Source organism: Gordonia sp. i37, from assembly GCF_002043085.1.
GTDB lineage: Bacteria > Actinomycetota > Actinomycetes > Mycobacteriales > Mycobacteriaceae > Gordonia > Gordonia polyisoprenivorans.
Genome location: NZ_MVPX01000437.1, coordinates 1 through 1,354 on the forward strand (window position 1 = coordinate 1; position 1,354 = coordinate 1,354).

A 1,354-nucleotide genomic window follows, 5' to 3' on the forward strand; every position below is an offset into this window, starting at 1 on the left:
CGCGGTGTTCGGCTGCACGCTGACCGGCGCGCCGGGGTCGGTGGCGGTCACCGTGAGAAGCTGTGTGGTCCAGGTGATCCCGACGGAGCGGGCCAGGGCGCGCACTGCCTCGCTGGCGGTCAGTTCGGGTCCGAGGTCGCGGGGGAGCAGGGAGACGGTGTCGCCCACCGACAGCACCTTGCCGAGCAGTGCGCGTCGCAGGGTTTGCGCGTCGACGCCCTGGCTGGCCAACGCCGACCCGGTCACCGTCACCCGGGTGGCGGCCTGCACCTGCACCGGCCCGACGACCACCTGGGCGTTCTCGCGAACGCCGGTGTTGGAGAAGGAGATGTCGTCGAGCAGGATCGTGCCGGTCGACGAGTCCGCGGGGGCAGCGGCGACGACGGCGGCGCTCACGCGCGCACCGGTGATGCGTACCGCATCCCATTCGCGGAGTCCGAGTGCGGTGAGCGCCTCGGGGTGGACGCGCACGATGCCGCGGCGGGCGTCGCCGGCCGACGGGTTCAGGCGTGCGGTCAGTGTGAGTTGGGCGCTCACGCGGTGGGGCTCTCGGCGTCGTCGGGATGGGGCGTGCCGTCCCGACGGGGTGTGATCGTCCCGGTGCCGGCGGGCCGGTGCAGGCCGAGGCGAGCCTGTGACTTCTTCATCGTCTGCCGACGCCGCGGAATGGCGCGCCGTCCGGGCGTCTCGCGCGCCATGGCCCGCCGCTCCGCGCGACGTTCCCGTGGTGGCGCGTCCCAGTGTTCGGGACGCGAGGCCACCCAGCGACGGGAGCGCCAGGCGAACGGTATGTGCACGGCGTAGCCGGCAATGCCGATGATCATCAGCACGTACGGGAAGGTCACCAACAGCGCCGCGCCGATGGCGACCAGGATCAGCAGGACCGGCAGAGCGCGCGGCGACACCTTCGCCGCCTTCAACGACGCCGTCGGTACCCGGCTGGCCGCGAGAAACGCGACGATGAGCAGCCACGTGCACACCACCGGCAGCGACGTCCACCAGCCCGACCCGAACTGCTGCAACAGCCCGACGGGCAGCAGCGCGATGATCGCGGCGGCCGGCGCGGGTACGCCGACGAAGAAGTCGCGGGTGTATGCGGGTGCGTCGTCGTCATCGAGCAGGGTGTTGAAGCGGGCCAGGCGCAACACGATCGCGCACGTGTAGACCAGGCCGATCAGCCAGCCGATGTCGGCGTGCTCCATCAGGGTCAGATACACCAGGAATGCCGGCACCACACCGAAATTGATGGCGTCGGCGAGTGAGTCGATCTCGGCGCCGATCTTGGTGGTGGCACCCATCAGGCGCGCCACCCGCCCGTCGATGCCGTCGAGCAGCGCGGCCGCGACGAGCAGCG

1 protein-coding gene and 1 pseudogene are annotated in these 1,354 nt (G+C 71.4%); both read right to left on the bottom strand.

Features of this window, described 5'->3' with window-relative positions; all coding sequences use genetic code 11:
* Positions 1-537 (bottom strand): annotated as a pseudogene (locus tag B1964_RS21675) (ATPase); the annotation flags it as partial.
* Positions 534-1,354: phosphatidylcholine/phosphatidylserine synthase (locus B1964_RS21680; protein WP_079931234.1), on the bottom strand; the 821-nt coding region annotated here is incomplete at its 5' end. The gene B1964_RS21680 and the pseudogene B1964_RS21675, both read right to left, overlap by 4 nt.